Consider the following 18,783-nt stretch of genomic DNA (forward strand, 5'->3'; position numbering starts at 1 on the left):
CTATAGTTTTATCACCTCATAATCATTTAATATTTCTTCTACTTCATCAGTTGCTATCCATTTCCCTTCAGCATCAGGTCGCTTTTTAAATTCTTTATCTAACTCCTTTATGCTTAAAACCGAAAACTGGTCAAATGGGTTGTCTCTGAATTTTTTTCCTCTTTTAATTCTTGTTTTTATCTCTTGTCCATTGTTTAAGTTTCTTATAATTAATCTTGGGGTTGTTGGATTATTTCCTATAACAAAATCTATAACTATATAATACATATTGTTTATTTCAGAGTTTGAATAATCAGTATATCCTAAATTTTCAATTTCAAATTTTATCTGCTTTACTACTGGCATTGGTTTTGGGCAAACTTTCTCTAAAGTTATTGATAGTTCTTTCAAAAGGCTCAAATTATCAATATCTCTATATTGTTTTGGAGTAATTTTTTTTGAATACTTCTCTAAATAATATTCCGATATTCCTATTTTTTCTAATTTAGATTTTGAAATAATTTTAGCGTTTCTTAATTGAATGTATTTATTATAAACTTCTTCCAAATAAACGTTATTGCCAAAATCCGAAAAATAATTAAGACCAATCAAAATCCTTGTTTGTCTTTCATCTAATGATGTTTTACTCATATCATCTAATAATTCTATAAAAGAACTATAGTTATTTTTTGCTAATTCAAACAACTCTTCTGCGATCTGACCATTACAATATTTTATACTCTCAATGCCTTGATAGATTGAATTTGTTTTCTTATCCATATAAAATTCAGCCTTAGAATATCCAAATCTTATTCCATTAACATAACAACCTTTTTGGTTTATATAATTTTTAATATTTTTCATTTTATCAGCATCGCTTTTGTAAATATTTAGTGCAGCAGTAAACGTCTCTAATGGATAATAATGTCGCAAATATCCACAAGCAAATCCTAAGAATGAATATGGATCAGAATGATTCTTACTAAATAAATACGAACTTGCATCTTCTATTACTTTTAAAAAATTGACAATTAATTCTTCTGATTCATTCTCTTTCACCCCATAATTTTCTTTCATAGTTTTAAAAAAGCCCTTTTTTATATCAGGAATATATTTTTCAGTACCAGTTTTTTTAGCAAAACCACGTCTTATTACATCTGCTTGACCCATCGAATATCCACAAAATATATGCAAGAATTCTATAACTTGTTCTTGATATACGAGATACCCTAATGTTGGCGCCAGGAATTCATTTAATGCATAATGTCCATTATCTCTATATAATCCTTTAGCTAAACTATCACGATAAGATGCGCCCGCAGGCCTTATTGCCCCATTTGCCATAGACATTAAGTCTATATATGAAAAATCTGGATTTTTTTCTCTTATTTTTTCAATTACTTCTGGCTTTAATATATCTTTTAAATAATTACCTGCAAAATCTGATTCAAATTGAAAAATCAATGTGGTATCTTTAGCTAAATCTTCCCAAACATTCATATCAGTAAAATCCATATTTTCAGGTAATAAAAAGTCTATTTTTGCAAGCTTGCAGGTTTTATAAATTAGTCCAACACAGTCTAATCCAAGTACATCCAGTTTTACATAATTTAAAGAATCAATTTCTTTCATGTTGATTTGTGAAATTGGGTTTTTGTTTGTTTTACTTCTAAACGTTCCAAATTTTCCTTCAATCGGGTAAGGCGAAACTACTAGTCCAGCAGGATGAGAACCTACAGAAACTATAGTGCCTGATACCAAATCAACATATTTAAATAATTTTGGATATCGTTTTCGGTATAATTCATCAATTTCAAACTTTTTGTTATCATTTAAGAATACTGCATTGCTAATTTCTTGAGTTTCATTTAGCGACATTCCCAAAGCACGACCGATATCCTTAATTGCACCTTTCATTTTGATAGTGTTAAATGTAATAATATCGCAACAATAAAGACCATCTCTTTTAAACAGATAATCTCTTACCATACCTCTGTCTTCATTAAACCAATCTGTGTCAATATCTGCTAAGGTAATTCTTTCGGTATTCATAAATCTTTCAAAATTCAAATTATATTTAATACTATCTATTTCAGTAATTCCCAACAGATATGCAATTACACTTCCAGAAACCGACCCTCGTGAGTATCCAAAATTCACTCCTTGTTTTTTTAGATATGACTTGTAATCTTCTTCAAGCAACAAAAAATCAATTGCCTCATTATGCTTATAAGTTTGCAACTCATAATTAATCCTTTGAATATAGTCTTTGTAATTTGGAAATTTGTTAATCCCCCTATTTTTTACACCTTCAACAATTTTTTTCAGTAATACACCTTCAGAATCGTCATACAATTTCGGATATTTTTTTGAATAATCTAATCTGAATTCTTCAACCATATCACTCATTATGTTTGTATTCTCAATTGCTTGAAGATACACTTCTTCTGGTAATGCATTTTGAATTTTATATGCCTCAACTAACTCATCATATGTTTTGAAAGACATATCCCAATTATTTTCATCATTTCCAAAGTTCACCCTTTTACCAATCTGCAAAACTCTTCGCCCCTCTAAATCCTCTTTTGTTAAAGCGTGAGTGTCAGTTCCAGCGATTAACGGTATTCCAGTTGTATCACTTATATTCTTTAAATATTGATTATATTTTTTTTGAAAAGCATCATTATGATGTTGCACCTCTAAAAAACATCTATGCTTGTTTTTTATTAATAAATTTAAAAATCTTTTTTGAATCGCTTTATCTCCCTTTGCAAGAATGCCACCTACGCAAGCTGTAGTAATGATAATATTGTCGCTGGTTTCTTCCAATTCTTTTAAGCTAATTCTAGGGTGATAATATTTATGATCTTCTTCAAACGCAATTGAAGATAGTTTATTTAGCTCTTCAACCCCATTGCCATTTTTTGCTATTAAAACACAATGATAATTATCTCGAATCTTCTCAGATAATTCTTCGGTAACATAAAATTCTTCAGCATGAATATACTTCATTCCAGCTTTTTCAATTTCATCTTTTTTATGTTTCCATTCATATATGCATCCATGTTCTGCAAAGCCAAACGACTTCATACCAAGCGATTTAGCATAATCAATATATTGATAGTATTTGTTAATACTATCAATATTTGTTACACCATTCGATAAATCTGAATGAACATGATAAAGAACATAATTTTTAGACATCTGATAATAACTCCTCAAGCATATTATCAAAATCAATGTCAATTTCATTAGAAGTATTGTTATCACCATTACTAATAGATAGCAAATCAATACCTCCCTTTTCATTTTCTAATTGTTTTAAATATTCTTTATAAGGCAACAATAAATTAGCACTATAACCACACAACGTTGAGTAATAATAGCTTTGAGTTTTTACACTATCCTTATCATCCCAAAACAATTTAGAATCATGACTAAGTTTATACATATCAGTTTTTTCATTGATTTCATCAATTGTATTGATTAATAAATCTTTCCACTGTTGTAATAATTCTTGTGTTACTTCAACATACACCCAACAGTCTTCAAATATAAATTTTTCTTTTATGTCATCAGGCAAACAGTCTATTGAGTTATCTTGCATTACTTTCATTATATATTCATCGACTTGTTCACTATCGTATTTAAAATGTTTTAACCAAACCATTATATTAGACACCAGTGATTCGCCAAGTTTACATCTTTCGATTTCTCTAACTTTTTTCTTGCCATTTTTTTGTTCTATAGTAACATTTTGATACTTTAGAAAATTCCAGCCAATCTTAATTTTATTTAATGGAATACCCAACTGATGAATTCCAATTGCATACAGTGCCAGCTGACCACATTCTTCCAATGCTTTTTTACCTTTATAGATAGTGCTTGTTTTAAAATCCCCAATTATACAATTACCATCTTTTGTTGTAATCAATATATCAATATATCCTTGCAATACAATATCATGTCTTAACTTTATCAAAATAAATTGCTCAATCATTTTTTTATCAACTATTGATTTATGATTTTTAAAAAAATGTGTTAAATCTTCGTTATATTTAATTTTTATATTATTGTTTTTTTCGGAATTATTACGGTCAAATTTCAAATCAGCCAAATCAATATTTAACATCCAGCCATCTCGAAAACGCTCTATCATATCATTATATTGAATTTTCCCCTCATAATACTCCTCTAAAACACCGTGTGCTACCCCGCCTAGGGGTGCATACGCACAATTATTATTATCTTCAGGAATATGTTTAACGTATCTTAAAAAATATTCATAATGTGATGTCATATAGGAATGCACCCTAGACCAACTCCACAGAAAATCAACAGAGTATTTTTTACATATTCCTGAAAGTTCTTCTTTTGTCTTTCTCAATTTTTATTTTTTAAACTATCTAAGTATTTTTTATGTTCTTTTTCGTCATATTTTATTTTATACTTCATTAAAAATTCGAATATATTACTGCTCTTATCTGCAATAGAATCTTTGGGATTTAATAAATTATATTTATCATATGTGTAATAAACATTTCTGATACCATAAAATTTTTCGCACATATGACGTATTTCATTAATACTTATATCTTTATCCAAACTAATGATAATATCTACATTTAAACCAATTAAAATCCTTGCCTGTTCCGAACTTAATGTGTGTCCACTTAAAGCTACTCCAGTTGGATCTTTTCTAGAATGTCTTTTTAATACACTTTTTTCCGATTCATATACAACTACATAACCATATTTTGTTATATCTTCTTTATTTTCCCATAATCCATATAGGTTATGACTTTTTGGGTAAGTAGGAGTAATAAAATATTTTTTTATTCCCAATTCTTCATAATTATCAATAACTGTTCTCTGATTATATCCTAGCAATTTACCATCAAGCCAGTATCTTAAGGGAATTATATTTCTCTTATATAAGTGACTATATGCTAACCCGAATTTTTTTATGGTTTGTGGAACAATGCCTTCACGAAACCAATCAATATGGATATACGGTATATAATCAATATTCTCCATTTCATCCAAATCTATGTCTTGTACATAAACAGTGCTTCGTTTGATTTTTTTAAACACTTCTAATGGATCATTAACTTGTTTTTTTACTTTAACATCTTTATTGTATGTTAATGGTATATCAAACAATTTGTGTACATATTTAATTGCTTCTCGAAAATCAAAATTTTGATTAGTTCTAGAAAAATTATACTGTATCAGTGTAAATATATCTGATTTGATCTCATCATTACTTTTAAAGTATTCTTCTCTTGTATAGTTACGAACATTAATATATTTATTATTATTAACAACTATACAAGAAGGATTATCTCCATCAATGTTCCCACAAGTAAAATATTCTTTATTTTTATTATATTTAATATGATGACATCCAATTTCATTTAGAACATATTCGATCTTACAATTATTAAAAATGTATTCTTTTAGTTCTAATCCTGTCATCTTTAACCCTCTAATAATCCATTGGAACGTTTGTGAATCCAACTTCTTTCAAAATATTTCTACTTAAATCATGTTCAACTACTATCTGATATGTATTGGCTGCACCCTCTCTGTTTTTAACAATAAATATTATTTGATAATGCTTATTATCAGCCAATCTTACTGGCACCTTTGACAATCCATTTTTACCAGCATACGTATAGATATTTAACGCCCGTTTACCGCCTGGTCTTTCATCGTCAAATAATGTTCTTATCATCAAACAGGTACTTGCAGGATCAACAATATTTTTTGCCATACCAATATTGTCTTGAGTATAATATCTTTGCATTACACTTCCTTTTGATAATTGAAATGTGATAAGTATATGTACATTTTTACTCTCTGGTTTTACAATATCGTTAATTTCAACCATGTTTTGTTGCATTTGCAACCATGCATGACTCTCAACCTTTCCTGCATCCATTTTATAAGTGTCTAGTGCAAAATATCTAATACCAAGACTTATGTATTTATTCATAATTTTAATAACATTTTTAGTTTTATACTTTTTAAAAGGAATTATAGTAATAACATTATCTTTGTCTTTATTTTCTATCCATTTTGCTGCTTCAAGTAATAATTCTTTGGTCTCATTTTTGAAAGAGCCATCTCTAACTGTTTGTTTTTGAAGATCTTTTTTTATAACATTATTGGCCACATATACCAAAAATTCACGTTGCCATTTTTTTAGTCCATCCTCATTAAGCATAATGACTATTTTCTCATTATTTTCAATAATGCTTGGTATCGTAGAACTTCTTAAAAAAGCAGATTTTCCAACATTAGAGAGCCCACCAATTAAAGTAATTGAACCCATATATTGTCCGCCAGTTTCATTAGTTAACATCCTCATGTTGTGATATGGTAAACCAACTGCCAACCCTTCATCTAATTCATCAATTAAATCTCTAATTTTGTAAGATATACTGTATGACTTCATATCTGTATCAGCATTGATGAATATATCATTAAACATACATTCATATTCTTCATAGATTTCTTCAGTTGTACAATCTATAAATTCTTTTAACTTGTTGTCATCAACAATAATTCCCATTTTACAGAGTTTTATTACTATGTTCCATTTTTTCAATTCACTAATATATCCATTAAAATTATCTTCAGAAATATATTCGATAGCATTTTTTATAGTATTATAACCGCCAAAATTTTCATAAACTGTTTTTAATTTTGGATGTTTTTCTAAATATAAACCAACAGTAATAACATCTAATACATTCTTTTTTTCAATATTATATAAGTCATTCACTATTGCAAAATATACCTTCCAAGCATTATTGGTAAAATCATTAATGCTTAATTCAACGTTGGATAATAATTCAGGTTTTTTAAATAATATTGAAACTATATTTGCTTCACAAGGCAACTTGATTTCAGCAACCTTTTTAATAGTACTCAACCTTTCTTTTTCATATCCATTTAATATATTTTTTTCTATAATACAACCTCTTACCAGTATCCTTTTAATTTTTTATTTGTCTTTTTAGTTTTTGGTTTATATTTTGCTTTAAAATTATTTTCCAAATTAGTTAAATCGATTCCTTCTATTTTGCTTTTGGCTTTTTCAGATTCTTTAATTTTTGTATATAAATTGTTTAAATCACTCTCGACAATCTTTTTAATATATACAAATTTTGAATGTTCATTTTTAAAATTCTTTGTTTTAATTGCATAATCAATTTTATTTTTATTTAATTTAAACGACAATAAAATGATTTTAAACGGATAATGAGCATTATCCTTAATCTTTCGATTTTCAATTGCCTTACCCGTTTGCAATCCTTTTAAACCTAAAACAATATTAGAAGGAAGCGACTGATTCTGATCATAATTAAACACATTAAGTTTTACATATTGATATAATTCATCCCAATCTTGTTTTTCTTGTTTAGTCATCGCTTCCTCCTTTAATTTTATTTAGTCAACTTTAATATCTCTTTAGATAAGTTCAAATCAGTAATTTCTTGTAAATTAGTAAGTCCATATTTTTTTAGAATTAATAATATTGGAGTAACAACTTCTTTGTTTGTTTTATTTTTTACAATAAATGCTTGAATGGTTTCAATATTTTCTTTTAATTCTTTTTCTTCTTTGATAATTTTTTGTTGAACTTCGATTTCTTTCATTCTTTTCTTAATTTCTTCATCTTGCTCCATTTTTGTTTCATCAAATGATTTATTTGATTTAGCCTGTTCTGCCTTAATTGCATCTGTTAAAGCTTTAATGAATTCAACAGAATCAAACTCTATTTCAGGTACAATTTCCGCAAATCTTGAACCAGAGTCGATTACATATGCATCATCTCTAAATTTAATTTTTCGAGATTGCGATTTTAAAGTCTTTTTAATTACTTCGTTTCCTTTGAAATCTTTTTTTCCTGTTTTTTCTGATGAGATAGTTCTGTCAAAGTATGCCAATGCTAAGAAATGAACTTTCTTTTTTAAACCATTGAAATAAACTTTTTCAACATCATTTGTCAATGTCGTATATGTTTCACCACTAACAGTGTCAGTGATTTCTTTTGGTTTCACGTGACCAATTACAATAAAGTTAATACCAACTTCTTTAAATTCCCACAAAGCATCAAGCATTAGTTCCAACGCTTTCTTTTGTCCTCTTTGATATCCCTTCCAAGCTGCATCGATTGATTTGACTTTAGCATCTGGATATTCTTTATTACTTTGACGAATAGATTCAGCTTCTGCTAATTCAATAAAACCATCATATGTATCTATAACAACTACTTTTAAGTCTTTATAATCAGTGGTTCTATTTTCAATAATGTCATCTTTAATATCTTCAAAAGTATCCCAATCTGATACGTCTTCAGCAATAATTCCCTCAATGGCATCTGCACCACTTTCTTTTCCCATTTCTAAGAATAAATAGCCATCTTCGCCAACTAATTCTTCACAAACCTCTTTAATTAATGTTGTATTGTGAGTAACAATATAGTCTTTTGTAATATATGTATGATCGGGGTTATCAACCATAATACATTGTGATTCTTCTTTTCCAACCAATTTAATATCTCTAATGATTTTAGAATATTCAAAACTTCTCTCTTTATTTAACTTGTTTTTATGTTTTGTGGATAAATGCAATTTTTCATAATCACCATAAATTGACATAGAATATTCAATTTCATTGCTACACTTTTTTGTACTGTTCTCATCTGTATGGTTATATTCGGTAATCTTAACAATATAACCCAACGATCTTGCTAAACTAGAAATATCATTGGCAAGATGCTTAGAATAAATACTAATGCAAATATTATTCCCTCTTGCTATATGCCCCGTATTAATGATTCCACTTAATAAAGCAAGCCTATTTTCAATAGATGAATAAATATAAATTTCAGGAACAAACTTCTCTTTTGACCCACGATTATTTAATCCTAATTTCTTAATTACTTCTTTGAAAGTATTCGATTTATCTGTTTCACATACAATACTTGCTTGTTTATAATTATCAAAACATCTTGTATGAAGTTTAACATTTAAGGATGAAATCTCATTAGCTAACTCTTCAAATAGCTCATTCTCTGAGTTTGTAAAAGTATATACATCACCAGTGAACCCACCATTACCCAGCATTAATCCTAGAGCATAGGGCGATAATGGTAATTTATTTTGATTATCAAATTCAATAGGTAAGTTTATAGGGACACTATATTTATAGTTAAATTTACTTTTTTTATTAATGTTGTTAACGGGAGTTTTATAATCTTTTAAAATTTCCTCCAATGTTACTACTTTATAACGATAGTCATTATATTTTCCCATATTTGAACGTTGCTTTGCTGTTTGCACTGTCCATAAATGTTTTAGTCCACATCGTGTAGAAGTACCATCTTCAAATGTTACTTCATAAACATCTTTTACACCTTGTGGGAAAACTCCAGTTACGGGATATGTTTTACCATCTCTACCATAAACCAAGTCTCCAATTTGAATCTCTCCCATTGGTTTCCAACCTGCGCTTGTAAGCACTGGTTCTGAGATAGGTTGTTCTTTACCAATCTTAGGTTCTCCTAATAAGATTGTATTATATGATAAAGGATCAACTTTTACGTGATTCTTTTTACCAAATCTTCTAACCATTAGTCACCTAATTCTTTCAATAATTTTTCTAAATCTGCCGCTTCTTCATCATCCAATTTTGGATCAACTACTTTCATTTCTGTATCTTGTTTTTTATTTGTTGCTTTAGGCAAGATAAATTCTAAATCAGATTCTTCATATTTTTTTCTATCAATTTGAAGTTTTGGAGTTTTTGTTCCATCTTCATTAATAATCATTTTGATGTCAGGTTTGATTAACATCATTCTTCGTTCTCTATTTGAACTTACTGAACATTTATCCAATGCTTCGTCAAGTTCATATATTCCCATATCAACCATTTGTTTAATATCATCATCCAAATCGTCATATGTAGCTGTTACAATGGTTCCACCTTCAATAAATCTTCCTACAAAAGTAATTGCTGTAACGCCCTCTTTAACTTTGAATAATAATCGTATTAATTTTAAATATTTTTCATTATCTGAATTATCTATTTTATATTCAAAGTTCACTTTAAATGGATAAGTTTGTTTTACATCAACGCCTTTATAATCTTTAAGGTAATCCGCCACATAACCATCTATTAATAAACATCCTTTATCTTTGTCATATTTTTTAACATCTAGGCAGTCCTTATCGAATAATACTGTTTGAGTAAATTTGGCATCATATTCTTCTGGTTTTTTATTTGAAAGATAGATTGCTTTAATTTCTTTATTTACCACTACATTATCATCATTATTAAATGAATATTTTAAATTTCCTTTGACATTAACAATCATACCTTCTTCAAGGTTTTCTTTAATATAATTTATAAAATCATAAGAACTCAAAAATTCTTCAATAACTAAATTATCATTAACATCCTTTTTTAAGCCTGCTTTATAGAAACAATTTTTACCAATAGTCATTAAAATATCTTTATTGTCTCTATCTTCCCAAGCAATATCAAATCTGTTATCAAAATCATCATATCCATTTTCATCTTTACCATGAACATATACTAAATTTTTACGATCTTTTCCATAACCACCCATTGCTTTCCCGTATATCACACCACATTCTTCTCCGCAGTTGATTCCAAGATTTAGGCTGTTATAAATCCAATCACTCTTTTTTGACTTTTCATCTATTTGGAAAGTAAATTTATTAAATTTAGCAACTTTCCCCACCAAACTAAAGCTTGATGCACCTCTTTTTAATCCATTTTGTTTTTCTGCCATTAAATCCTCCATTTTCTTTTTTTATTTTAAATTTATTTTCAACGTTACTATCGGACTACTTTTTCTTCGTCATCTTTCACGTTTGAAACTTTTTTGTCATACTCAGCCATAATTGCCATGTATTTATTTTCTGAAATTTCTTCTAAACAATCATGGTCATGCCATTCGCCACAATTTGTTTGTGTATAATAAATCACACCTTCCTGATCAAAATACCTATATTCATATTTACCGACATTTTTCAAATATGGCTCTAATGATGGTTTTACAACATTCTTTTTTATACTATTTTCTAATAGTAGCTTATGCCACTCTTCCATCAATTTAGATTTTTGTTTCAATTTATAAAACCAAGTGCCATCAACAATTGTTTTATTTTTATCTAGTTGTTTTTTGACGCTAAAATTTAACTGTCCTTTTCTCAAATAAAATGAGTCAAACAAAGGTATAAATGCGCTTGTATCTATGTTATTTTCTTTAAGAAATTCATTAGCCAATTCGACCATTTTCTTTTTATGTTCTTTCCAAGTAAAATATTTTTTGTGTAAGGGCGAATCTCTAACAACTTTAAAGAAACGTTCTTTTCTTTCTTCCATCAATCTGCTACTTTCACGAATAGACTAGGCTTAATTAATTTAATTTGATTTGTAATCTCAGCTTGCAAAACTTTAAAATTTATAGTTGGTTTTTTATAGTCTTGAACAATATTCCAAATTTCTTCATCAATTATAGTGTGATATAGTACACTTAATAAACATGGAATTAATCTTTTTCTATCATTTATAGGATCAAAATTATCACCATTTATAATTTTTTGATATTCTTTTTCAACTAATGCCTCTGTTACATATTTTTTAGATATTTTTGTTTCAATAGAAGTTGTATCTTCGTTTAGTTGAGCTTTGGATTTTTTACCAGAGTTATTGAGATACTCACTATGAATTGCTTTTGCCCATGTTTTTCTACCATACTTGTTAACATATTGATAATTTTTAATTACAATTCCTTCACCATACCCCATACCTTCTTTAATAAGGTAGGTATTAGAGTTTAATTCTTTAACAATTTGATCAATTGTAGGATTCTCTAATATATTAATAACTGGAATATAATCAATCTTATATTTATCTAGTAGTGGACTATATTCTTCAAAACTTAAATATCTTATATCTTCGCCTAAATCTTCGCAAACGTCAAATACATAAAATTTATCCCATGCATCATCATTGTAAGTTTTTAGCGAATGGGGTTTTAAAAACTCTCCAAACAACCTGTGGTTAGGATGTTCTCTTAAATAATTTGTTATATTTTCATTTTTATTATAATGATTATAAAACCCTTGATTATCTTGAAATAATGTCAGCTCTCTTCGTCTACTTCCACAACCTAGTGTTCCATCGTCATTTAACCAAATTGAAGCATTAGTTCCATCAATTTTAGGTTGGATAAATACCTTTCCATTTAAAATACCCTCGGTTTCAGAAGTTCCGAGTCTTGCAATATGTTGATACTTTTTAAACTCCATTTACTATTCCTTCTCCTTATCTTAATACCAAACTAAATTGTTCTTTTTTAGATGCTCCAGGCGTAATCCAAATAGGCTGATGGTTATCATCTTCTATTCTAATATCGTGAGTACTGTTCTTAAGCCTTAAAATTTTATAAATCTTACCTACTGTCAAACTTGGTCTATTTGTTTTCACACATTTCATATATTGATATTTTTTTCTTTTTTTGTTTCTCTTGTTAACATCATTTAACTCATTCTCATTCATATTAATATTTTCCATTTTTCTACCTCATTCTTTCTATTTATTTCTATTCATCAATTTTCTTTTTTTTACATATTTTTCCCATTTATACAATTTACAAACTGTATATTTGTTTATTTCCTAAACATCAAGATACAATAAAACCATTCTGATATCTTTAACATATACCAGTACTTGCACTTATTCTTCTACGACACCAATAATTTCAACTTTCTCACATCTGATTTTACCATCTGTTTGATAAGGTACGCACACACCCATTAGCCATTCGTTTCTAATAAGAACTTTATATATTGTTCGACCTGAAGTTGTTATGTCTCCTTTAACCCAATCTAAAGTTGCTACATTTATACCGCACCCACAGCCACTTGTTCTATTGAAATTGACATTTTCTTCTATTACTTCTCCTATTTCAATTTTCCAATTAGGATTTGGTTTATAGCATAGACCAAATGTTTTATAGGCAATATATCCCTCATCAGTTTTTTCGAAATATTTATTCATAATTTCGATTGCTGATGGTAAGCCTTTTGCATTACTTAAATTTGCATATCTTAAATTTGCACCACTTAATTTTGCACCACTTAAATTTGCATCAGTTAAATTTGCACCACTTAAATTTGCATCAGTTAAATTTGCATATCTTAAATTTGCATATCTTAAATTTGCATATCTTAAATTTGCACCACTTAATTTTGCACCACTTAAATTTGCATCAGTTAAATTTGCACCACTTAAATTTGCATCAGTTAAATTTGCATATCTTAAATTTGCATATCTTAAATTTGCATATCTTAAATTTGCACCACTTAATTTTGCATCAGTTAAATTTGCACCTCTTAAATCTGCATTACTTAAATTTGCATTAATTAAATTTGCGTCAATTAAATCAGTATAACTCAAATCAGCTTTTACACTTTCTTTTTCCCCTTTTAACCACTTTTTATGAAGTTCTAATATTTTATCTAAATCTTCTCTTGTAATTTTTCTTAATTCACTGTTATCTAACATAATTTATCCTTCCTTTTCGTTAAAATCTCTCTTTTAATCAAACAATATTTGTTCTAAAACTTTAGCATAAACTGTAATTAATGCGTCGCTAAATTCATCAAATTCTTCTAAACTTTCACTTTCAATTTCTAAATTATATTTTTCAATTTCTTTATGCAAATCATCTTCAAAGTTATTATTTTTTTTTAACAAGTTCTAAATATTCTTTATCGTCTCGCTCAACATAATATATGTAATTGCTACTTAGCTCCAAACATTTTATTAACATTTGCAAATAAATACTCAGTTGTTTGATATTAACTTTGTTCATGTTCATCTTATAATTTGCAATATAATCAAGTTTGTTGTAATAATGATTTAATTTTTCTATGTTATGATTAGGCAAAGTATCCTCAATATAATATCCAAAATTTCCACTATCATTTTGATAATGAATTAGGTAAACTTTGTTTTCATTATCAAGATCAGTCTTTTCAAAACTTATAATTATTACTTTTTTCATCATATAATTTACATCATTGTCTACCAAGTTCAATAATTCATTCACATAATCACTTTCTATATCACTAATTTCTTTATAATAATGTGTATAACTATTACCATTAATACAAGTGTGTTTGTACAAAATCCATTTACCAACATCATTTATATGCAAATTACTTGTCTCACTGCAATTGATTGAATCAAATATAAATTTGTTTACCTCGTTTTTTAATTCTAATTTCCTATAATAGTTTAATTCGTTGTTTGTATTTTTCATTATTCTATACCTTTTATTTCACATTCCTCAATTTTCCATTCTATAAAACCATTGCAATATTCAGTTTTAAACCAATCATTGTCGTTAATTTCAGCGTTACTAATTTGCCTAAACTGATTTTTTTTCAATCATATATAAATTTGATTGCACAATGTTTATGTGCATATACTCCTAAAATACTTGATTCACGTATGCAATTACTATCTTCATATGTTTCTACAACGATGTATGCTTTCATTTTTTGTATTTCCTTTCTCTAAATTATCTCTATTTTTTCTCTTGTAGAACTAAATTTTTTATTTTGATTTATTACGATACTATCTAACAATTCGATTTCCATTAAATCAGCAACCTGCTTCATTGTTTTATATATTTTAATATCATCTTTTGATAATAATAAATTGCCACTAGGATGATTGTGAGCTAAAACAAATTTGCTTGCATTAGATAAAATAATGCGTTTTACAATTTCTCTTGGACAGGCAATTGTTTGATCAATTGCCCCTCTAGAAACTTCAAAATAATTTATAATTGTATTATCTATATTGAGATTAATTAAAATTAAAACTTCTTCAGGTTCACATGCCAAAGAAGTATTTGTTACTAAAAAATTTCTAATATCACTTGGGTTCTTGATTTTTTCATTGTACTTAAATTCTTTTTCTTTAACTAAATAAAGTCTTCCTTTATAACACATTTTCTTACCTCTACTTTCTTTCTAAAATATAAAATTTATTTATTATTCTTGGTAATCAACATCCATACCCAAATAGTACATGTCTTCTTTACCATTCCAAAAATGGTTTGATAAATCTTCTAAGGTTTTAACCCCCATTTTTAACGCTTTAAAATCTGCTAAAACATCTTCATTAGTATAATTACAATAAGGATTCATTGATATTGCTAGCAAAAATTTATTATTTCGTTTAATAATTTTATATTTACTTGTTCTTTTGGCAATAGGGTATGCATGAATTTGTAACCCATAAAAATTAGGAAAGTTTTTGGTATTATGCTCGCTCCAATCTGTTAATAAAATTTTTGTACCATCTTTCATGGTAGTTTTTTCTATAATTTTCATTTTTTATCTTTCTTTCTTTAAAAAAACAGCATCATTCTGATTAGTTGGGTTAGTCAATGGCATCAATAGTGCAAAATTGCCAGTTAAAGTATCTGTCAAATATAAAATTTTATATGTATCATATTCAATTTTTAATTCATTCGCCCCTAAAATTTCAAATATCTCTTTGATAAAATTTAAGTTATAAAAATTTGAACCATCAAAGGTACAACGAATTATTTTTTCATATTCTTTACTTTTATTTAGCTTAACAGCTGTGGTAACATCTTTGTATACTAGTTCTGCAATATTTTTTCTGTCATTGCTAATTATCCTTGATATCTCAGGATAATTTAATTTTTTAATATTTTCATCTTCTGCATTTTTTAAAAATGGTAAACTATTGTCATTTTTGTATAAGCAAAACAATTTAATACGATCTGAAAAACATACATAATCATGATTGTTAATGTTTTGGATGTCAGCATATCCAAGAATAGGACGATCTCCTTTTCTTAATTTGTTCAAAAACGACAATCGTTTTTTTAATGCTTTTTTTTCTGATGGGTTAGACACTTTACTAAGCATAATCTTTTCTTCTTGTTTAGCTATCAACCAATTTACATCATTTGTATCTAAGCAACTTTCTTCTAATGTTGCTTTTATTTTTTTTAATTTTAATAATATTGTTGTTTCTTCCATTTTATAACCTTCCTTTTTTTTATTATTTAAATATAAAACTAAAAACGCTTTTTATATAAATTTTTCCAACAATGATAAATATAATTAAATTAAATATTTTAAATAATATCTGGTATTTAACAATTGTTTTTTCTATTTTCCAATCAACTAAGCAACAAACTAATGTTATTGTTAAAGTTGGAATTAATAAAACAATTACAAACATTTGTAAATATGTTAAATTACTCATTAAAAACCCCCTCTTTTTCAACAAGCACACAACACGCTAGTGCCCGATTTTCGCTATTATTTAATAAATAATGTTCAACTAAGTACATTTCTTGTGTACGTTCGTTTACTAAAAATTCTAATTCACTTTCTAATTCATTGTTGCTAATGGTGTGATACTCAAAAGCATACAAATCTATTTTTTGTGTATATGTGTTATAATAATAAAATTCTGTATTACACATAAATTCTTTAATTAGATATAGATTTACTGCTTTGTTTTTATTTCTTTTCATTCACAATTAACCAGATGTAAAATCACCTAGTTCCCCCTTTTTTTTATACTTTTAAATTAAAGCTCACAAACGTTTTTTATATCCTAGTATCTATCAAAAAAAATCCATAGGTTTAGTGTATTTTGTAGCGCCTAATTTGCTGGCAAAATACGTAAGCCTTTTGCACAGCTTAAATCTGTATATCTTAAATCTGTATTAAATAATTTTGCACAATTTAAAATTGCATATCTTAATTTTGTGTTAGTTAAATTTGTACCACTTAAATCTTTGTTGGTTAAATCATAACAATTTAAATCTGCTCTAACTCCACCCTCTTCATCATTTAACCATTTTTCATAAAGCTTTAAGATTTTATTTAATTCTTTTTGTGTTATTTGCTTTTTCATTTTCTTTTTCTCCTTGTGTTTTTTTTGTTACCAATTTTAATACTTACAATAAACATCAAATGTTTGACTATCACTTGTTTTAACGTCAAACCATGTAAAACCTATATTTTTTCCAGAACTTCCAAGGATGTTAAACTCTAATACTTCCTCATGTTCTTCTACTTCTTCAATTTCACTTTCTGTTAAAATTTCTTTTTCTAACAGAAATTTTAATCTTTTGTTCATGTTAAAACCTCCCTTTAATAAAGTAAATCGTCAACTAAACGAGCAACTCTTTTTTTCATGTCCTCATAAGTACATATCTATATTAAACTTCCTATTTCTCTCCCAAAAGTTCGTAAACTTTGTTGTTTATTTTGGGAATTATAATTTTATTTATTCTTTTGTATTCCTCATCATTTTTTAAAATATCTTGACAAGGATTTTCAGAAATATGCGCTCCACCAAGATGCAGCATATCGCTATATTCTCTAAATATGTACAAAGATTTCATTAACTCTAACAGTTGCCAAATCTCATTGTTAGTTAAAGTGATTTTAGAAAAATATTCAATAAACGAATCATGTATATTTTCTTTTAAAAATAAACGATCAAAATGAGTGTGTTCTTTTATGTCAGAATAATTTTTATTAAATTTTTCAACATAACCTAAACCCCAGTACCAACCACAATCAAATGAGGCTTCTTCTAACCACACCTTGTTATCATCTAAATCTTTACCCAATAAATAATATTTTTTCTTAAATTTATTAATTACTTGTTTGTTGATTATTTGCTTTTTCATTTTCTTTTTTTCCTCCTATTTAACAAAAATGCAAATTGTGTTTTTTACATCATCACAAATAGCAATTTCTACAACTTTTTTATTTAGTAAAGCTGGTTTTAAATCTTCTGCTTTACCTCTGTAAATAATTTTTAAATCTTTTTTTACAATTACATTTTCTGTTACAAGTTTAGACACATTGTCTAATGTAACATTGTTAGTTTTATTAGAATTAATATTAAAATTACAACCTAATATAGTTATAATTATTAAAATTATTGTTATTTTTTTCATTCTTACCCTCACAATTTACTTTGCTAGTTTACTCTATGTTAACATTAAACTTGAGTTGATGTCAACTAGCAAAGTAGAATTAATTATTAAAAAAGAAGTTCTACTAAAAAACTTCTTTTAAATATTCTTTTTAGCGTACTCGTTAAGAATTAAAAATAATTCTAAGTTTTCCTTACTTAAATTGTTGTTGTCATACCATTTTTCAACTTGCTTTAGCATAACATTATTGTTTTTATCAACAATGATAAGATCAAGTTCTATTTCATTAACAATTTTATCATTGTCAATAAATTGCAATGTAGCATTATAGCCATTTTTCCATATTGCTTTAATTTTTATCACCTCTTATTTTTAATCTTACCATAAATTTGAATTAATGTCTTTAACTTGTACCGCTACACTTTCTTGATTTAAAGTAGTTTTTAATATACTAACAACCCTTTTTAAGTTATCAATATATTTATTTTCTGCTTTTTCGTCAAACATGATTGTTTTTATAATCAAGGTTGTTTCTCTAATCTTAATTCCGTTTTCATGTTTATAGATGCCTCTACCCTCGTAGATAGTAGCTCCTTCAACATCATTGTTTAGTAATGTGTTTTCTACCATCTTATAAGCCTCTATGGTAGAAATTTTTTGATTTTTTGTGTCTTTGTCATTTAATCCAACATATAACGTATATTCTTTCATTTTCTTTTTCTCCTTTTTTATAATTTTTTGCA

Annotated in this window: 24 protein-coding genes; all 24 read right to left on the reverse strand. The window is 27.2% G+C overall.

Translation table 11 applies throughout. The features are described 5' to 3' along the window. The 24 genes from BMW96_RS00535 to BMW96_RS00645 all read right to left on the reverse strand — a co-directional run bounded on the left by BMW96_RS00535 (position 1) and on the right by BMW96_RS00645 (position 18,751). On the reverse strand, positions 1-3,183 hold the full coding sequence (locus BMW96_RS00535) for a PHP domain-containing protein (protein WP_092351395.1): 3,183 nt from the start codon (positions 3,181-3,183) through the stop codon (positions 1-3). Next, complete coding sequence (locus BMW96_RS00540) at positions 3,176-4,366, reverse strand: PD-(D/E)XK nuclease family protein (RefSeq protein ID WP_257606860.1); 1,191 nt, start codon at positions 4,364-4,366, stop codon at positions 3,176-3,178. Before BMW96_RS00540 ends, BMW96_RS00535 begins: the two co-directional genes overlap by 8 nt. Beyond that, positions 4,363-5,457, reverse strand: coding sequence for a hypothetical protein (locus BMW96_RS00545; protein ID WP_211283647.1), 1,095 nt, complete (start codon positions 5,455-5,457; stop codon positions 4,363-4,365). The genes BMW96_RS00540 and BMW96_RS00545 overlap by 4 nt, the downstream gene beginning before the upstream one ends. A 10-nt stretch (positions 5,458-5,467) precedes the next feature. Next, positions 5,468-6,919 (reverse strand): helicase, encoded by a 1,452-nt coding sequence (locus BMW96_RS00550; RefSeq protein ID WP_180320332.1) that lies wholly within the window; start codon positions 6,917-6,919, stop codon positions 5,468-5,470. A 50-nt stretch (positions 6,920-6,969) separates the two neighbouring features. Continuing rightward, positions 6,970-7,416, reverse strand: coding sequence for a hypothetical protein (locus BMW96_RS00555; RefSeq protein WP_092351401.1), 447 nt, complete (start codon positions 7,414-7,416; stop codon positions 6,970-6,972). Between the two features lie 17 nt (positions 7,417-7,433). Then, positions 7,434-9,626 carry an AAA family ATPase gene (locus BMW96_RS00560; protein ID WP_092351403.1) on the reverse strand — a complete coding sequence of 731 codons (2,193 nt, stop codon included), beginning with the start codon at positions 9,624-9,626 and terminating at the stop codon, positions 7,434-7,436. Continuing rightward, a complete protein-coding gene (locus tag BMW96_RS00565; protein ID WP_092351405.1) occupies positions 9,626-10,810 on the reverse strand; it encodes a hypothetical protein in 1,185 nt (394 codons plus the stop codon). Before BMW96_RS00565 ends, BMW96_RS00560 begins: the two co-directional genes overlap by 1 nt. Before the next feature lie 47 nt (positions 10,811-10,857). Next, positions 10,858-11,406 carry a hypothetical protein gene (locus BMW96_RS00570; protein ID WP_092351407.1) on the reverse strand — a complete coding sequence of 183 codons (549 nt, stop codon included), beginning with the start codon at positions 11,404-11,406 and terminating at the stop codon, positions 10,858-10,860. Further along, positions 11,406-12,335 (reverse strand): RNA ligase family protein, encoded by a 930-nt coding sequence (locus BMW96_RS00575; RefSeq protein ID WP_092351408.1) that lies wholly within the window; start codon positions 12,333-12,335, stop codon positions 11,406-11,408. The genes BMW96_RS00570 and BMW96_RS00575 overlap by 1 nt, the downstream gene beginning before the upstream one ends. Positions 12,336-12,351: 16 nt before the next feature. Further along, a complete protein-coding gene (locus BMW96_RS00580; RefSeq protein ID WP_092351410.1) occupies positions 12,352-12,600 on the reverse strand; it encodes a hypothetical protein in 249 nt (82 codons plus the stop codon). A gap of 162 nt (positions 12,601-12,762) precedes the next feature. Next, a complete protein-coding gene (locus tag BMW96_RS00585; RefSeq protein ID WP_092351412.1) occupies positions 12,763-13,593 on the reverse strand; it encodes a pentapeptide repeat-containing protein in 831 nt (276 codons plus the stop codon). A gap of 33 nt (positions 13,594-13,626) precedes the next feature. Next, entirely contained in the window at positions 13,627-13,785 is a 159-nt protein-coding gene (locus BMW96_RS13995; RefSeq protein WP_157796125.1) for a hypothetical protein, read from the reverse strand. Beyond that, complete coding sequence (locus tag BMW96_RS00590; protein ID WP_092351414.1) at positions 13,769-14,353, reverse strand: hypothetical protein; 585 nt, start codon at positions 14,351-14,353, stop codon at positions 13,769-13,771. Before BMW96_RS00590 ends, BMW96_RS13995 begins: the two co-directional genes overlap by 17 nt. A gap of 256 nt (positions 14,354-14,609) precedes the next feature. After that, a complete protein-coding gene (locus BMW96_RS00595; protein ID WP_092351416.1) occupies positions 14,610-15,050 on the reverse strand; it encodes a JAB domain-containing protein in 441 nt (146 codons plus the stop codon). Positions 15,051-15,092: 42 nt separating this feature from the next. Next, positions 15,093-15,434, reverse strand: a complete 342-nt coding sequence (locus BMW96_RS00600; protein ID WP_092351418.1) for a hypothetical protein — start codon at positions 15,432-15,434, stop codon at positions 15,093-15,095. Between the two features lie 3 nt (positions 15,435-15,437). Continuing rightward, the gene (locus BMW96_RS00605; protein ID WP_092351420.1) at positions 15,438-16,115 is read right to left on the reverse strand and encodes a hypothetical protein; all 678 of its coding nucleotides are present in this window, start codon (positions 16,113-16,115) and stop codon (positions 15,438-15,440) included. Positions 16,116-16,137: 22 nt separating this feature from the next. Continuing rightward, positions 16,138-16,344 (reverse strand): hypothetical protein, encoded by a 207-nt coding sequence (locus BMW96_RS00610; RefSeq protein ID WP_092351422.1) that lies wholly within the window; start codon positions 16,342-16,344, stop codon positions 16,138-16,140. Next, positions 16,337-16,618, reverse strand: coding sequence for a hypothetical protein (locus BMW96_RS00615; RefSeq protein ID WP_092351424.1), 282 nt, complete (start codon positions 16,616-16,618; stop codon positions 16,337-16,339). Before BMW96_RS00615 ends, BMW96_RS00610 begins: the two co-directional genes overlap by 8 nt. Positions 16,619-16,749: 131 nt before the next feature. After that, on the reverse strand, positions 16,750-17,004 hold the full coding sequence (locus BMW96_RS00620; RefSeq protein WP_092351426.1) for a pentapeptide repeat-containing protein: 255 nt from the start codon (positions 17,002-17,004) through the stop codon (positions 16,750-16,752). 36 nt (positions 17,005-17,040) lie between these two features. After that, a complete protein-coding gene (locus BMW96_RS00625) occupies positions 17,041-17,229 on the reverse strand; it encodes a hypothetical protein (RefSeq protein ID WP_092351428.1) in 189 nt (62 codons plus the stop codon). Between the two features lie 91 nt (positions 17,230-17,320). Further along, on the reverse strand, positions 17,321-17,788 hold the full coding sequence (locus BMW96_RS00630; protein ID WP_092351430.1) for a hypothetical protein: 468 nt from the start codon (positions 17,786-17,788) through the stop codon (positions 17,321-17,323). A 15-nt stretch (positions 17,789-17,803) separates the two neighbouring features. Continuing rightward, positions 17,804-18,061 carry a hypothetical protein gene (locus BMW96_RS00635; RefSeq protein WP_092351432.1) on the reverse strand — a complete coding sequence of 86 codons (258 nt, stop codon included), beginning with the start codon at positions 18,059-18,061 and terminating at the stop codon, positions 17,804-17,806. A gap of 117 nt (positions 18,062-18,178) precedes the next feature. After that, positions 18,179-18,403 carry a hypothetical protein gene (locus tag BMW96_RS00640; protein WP_092351434.1) on the reverse strand — a complete coding sequence of 75 codons (225 nt, stop codon included), beginning with the start codon at positions 18,401-18,403 and terminating at the stop codon, positions 18,179-18,181. A gap of 15 nt (positions 18,404-18,418) precedes the next feature. Further along, the gene (locus BMW96_RS00645) at positions 18,419-18,751 is read right to left on the reverse strand and encodes a DUF3574 domain-containing protein (RefSeq protein WP_092351436.1); all 333 of its coding nucleotides are present in this window, start codon (positions 18,749-18,751) and stop codon (positions 18,419-18,421) included. Positions 18,752-18,783 lie beyond the last annotated feature (32 nt).

It is taken from the genome of Thomasclavelia cocleata (assembly GCF_900102365.1).
GTDB classification, from domain to species: Bacteria; Bacillota_I; Bacilli_A; order Erysipelotrichales; family Coprobacillaceae; genus Thomasclavelia; species Thomasclavelia cocleata.

Coding starts and splice junctions, on each gene's coding strand:
- BMW96_RS00535 (WP_092351395.1), bottom strand. CDS start 3,183: ATGTCTAAAAATTATGTTCTTTATCATGTTCATTCAGATTTATCGAAT.
- BMW96_RS00545 (WP_211283647.1), bottom strand. CDS start 5,457: ATGACAGGATTAGAACTAAAAGAATACATTTTTAATAATTGTAAGATC.
- BMW96_RS00555 (WP_092351401.1), bottom strand. CDS start 7,416: ATGACTAAACAAGAAAAACAAGATTGGGATGAATTATATCAATATGTA.
- BMW96_RS00560 (WP_092351403.1), bottom strand. CDS start 9,626: ATGGTTAGAAGATTTGGTAAAAAGAATCACGTAAAAGTTGATCCTTTA.
- BMW96_RS00565 (WP_092351405.1), bottom strand. CDS start 10,810: ATGGCAGAAAAACAAAATGGATTAAAAAGAGGTGCATCAAGCTTTAGT.
- BMW96_RS00570 (WP_092351407.1), bottom strand. CDS start 11,406: ATGGAAGAAAGAAAAGAACGTTTCTTTAAAGTTGTTAGAGATTCGCCC.
- BMW96_RS00575 (WP_092351408.1), bottom strand. CDS start 12,335: ATGGAGTTTAAAAAGTATCAACATATTGCAAGACTCGGAACTTCTGAA.
- BMW96_RS00580 (WP_092351410.1), bottom strand. CDS start 12,600: ATGGAAAATATTAATATGAATGAGAATGAGTTAAATGATGTTAACAAG.
- BMW96_RS00585 (WP_092351412.1), bottom strand. CDS start 13,593: ATGTTAGATAACAGTGAATTAAGAAAAATTACAAGAGAAGATTTAGAT.
- BMW96_RS00590 (WP_092351414.1), bottom strand. CDS start 14,353: ATGAAAAATACAAACAACGAATTAAACTATTATAGGAAATTAGAATTA.
- BMW96_RS00595 (WP_092351416.1), bottom strand. CDS start 15,050: ATGTGTTATAAAGGAAGACTTTATTTAGTTAAAGAAAAAGAATTTAAG.
- BMW96_RS00600 (WP_092351418.1), bottom strand. CDS start 15,434: ATGAAAATTATAGAAAAAACTACCATGAAAGATGGTACAAAAATTTTA.
- BMW96_RS00605 (WP_092351420.1), bottom strand. CDS start 16,115: ATGGAAGAAACAACAATATTATTAAAATTAAAAAAAATAAAAGCAACA.
- BMW96_RS00610 (WP_092351422.1), bottom strand. CDS start 16,344: ATGAGTAATTTAACATATTTACAAATGTTTGTAATTGTTTTATTAATT.
- BMW96_RS00615 (WP_092351424.1), bottom strand. CDS start 16,618: ATGAAAAGAAATAAAAACAAAGCAGTAAATCTATATCTAATTAAAGAA.
- BMW96_RS00620 (WP_092351426.1), bottom strand. CDS start 17,004: ATGAAAAAGCAAATAACACAAAAAGAATTAAATAAAATCTTAAAGCTT.
- BMW96_RS00625 (WP_092351428.1), bottom strand. CDS start 17,229: ATGAACAAAAGATTAAAATTTCTGTTAGAAAAAGAAATTTTAACAGAA.
- BMW96_RS00630 (WP_092351430.1), bottom strand. CDS start 17,788: ATGAAAAAGCAAATAATCAACAAACAAGTAATTAATAAATTTAAGAAA.
- BMW96_RS00635 (WP_092351432.1), bottom strand. CDS start 18,061: ATGAAAAAAATAACAATAATTTTAATAATTATAACTATATTAGGTTGT.
- BMW96_RS00645 (WP_092351436.1), bottom strand. CDS start 18,751: ATGAAAGAATATACGTTATATGTTGGATTAAATGACAAAGACACAAAA.